The organism is Shewanella sp. NIFS-20-20, from assembly GCF_019209865.1.
Taxonomy (GTDB): Bacteria; Pseudomonadota; Gammaproteobacteria; order Enterobacterales; family Shewanellaceae; genus Shewanella.
Window position 1 is genome coordinate 1 of record NZ_JAHUTT010000125.1, and the last position, 1,068, is coordinate 1,068.

1 protein-coding gene is annotated in these 1,068 nt (G+C 43.9%); it reads left to right on the top strand.

Features of this window, described 5'->3' with window-relative positions:
- Positions 1 to 68: 68 nt before the first annotated feature.
- The coding region (locus tag KU855_RS18705) for an ISAs1 family transposase (protein ID WP_218532800.1) at positions 69 to 1,068 on the top strand (1,000 nt) is incomplete at its 3' end.

Here is a 1,068-nt window from a genome sequence, read left to right on the forward strand (position 1 = left end):
CAGGGCGGGATCGCACTTTGTTAACAAATATGATCTAATTGTGCCAAACCCTCAGCAGCACAGTCATTTTGAACCTTATTGAACACTTATCTGTTGTAGAAGATACTCGCTCGGACATCAACCAAAAACACGACCTTATCGATGTTATGTTCCTTGTGATCTGCGCTATCGCATCGGGATGCGAAGGTTGGCAAGATATTGAATTTTTTGGAGAAGAGAAACTCGACTGGTTAAGAAAGCATAGACCATTCGAGCATGGTATCCCTCGCAGACACACGATAGCTCGCATCTTGCGTTCCGTTGTTGCGGAGTCTTTGCTTGAAGCTTTGGCTCTTTGGATAAATGAACAACGAACGACTCAGAACAAACCCATTATCGCATTTGACGGAAAGGTTCTGCGAGGCTCCTATCGTAACGACAGGAAAACAGCATTGCAGCTGGTCACGGCTTACGACACTGAGCGTGGTCTCGTACTAAGCCAAAAGCCAACAGAGACTAAAAATGGTGAGATAAGCATTGTTCGTCAAATGCTTGATGTTATTAATGTCAAGGGTAGCGTTATCACGATTGACGCACTGCATTGCCAGCGTGAAACACTAGAAAAAATCAAAGAAAAACAAGCGCATGTTGTTGTCCAGGTTAAGAACAATCAGCCTAAGCTTAGAGCGGCTGTTGTTGAGCAGTTCCAAGCGGTTTTTGATGCAGGCAAAGAGAAAATCGTCACCGAAGTCAAAGAGAAAAAACATGGTCGCAGCGAAGAGCGGTACGTGTTTCAGCTAAAAGCCAAATTGCCGGACGACTTAGTGGAGAAATGGCCGACGGTAAGAAGCATCATAGCCGTGGAACGCCATCGTGTGATCAACGGTAAAGGCAGTGTAGATACTTCTTACTATATAAGTTCTTTGTCGCCGAACCACAAACTTCTGGGTCATTATATTCGCCAGCATTGGCGGATTGAGAACAGCCAACATTATGTTTTAGATGTTGTTTTTAAAGAAGATAGCTCTCGTATCACTTTAGATGGTGCTGTTGAAAACATCGCGTTGTTTAGACGTTTTGTCATGAATA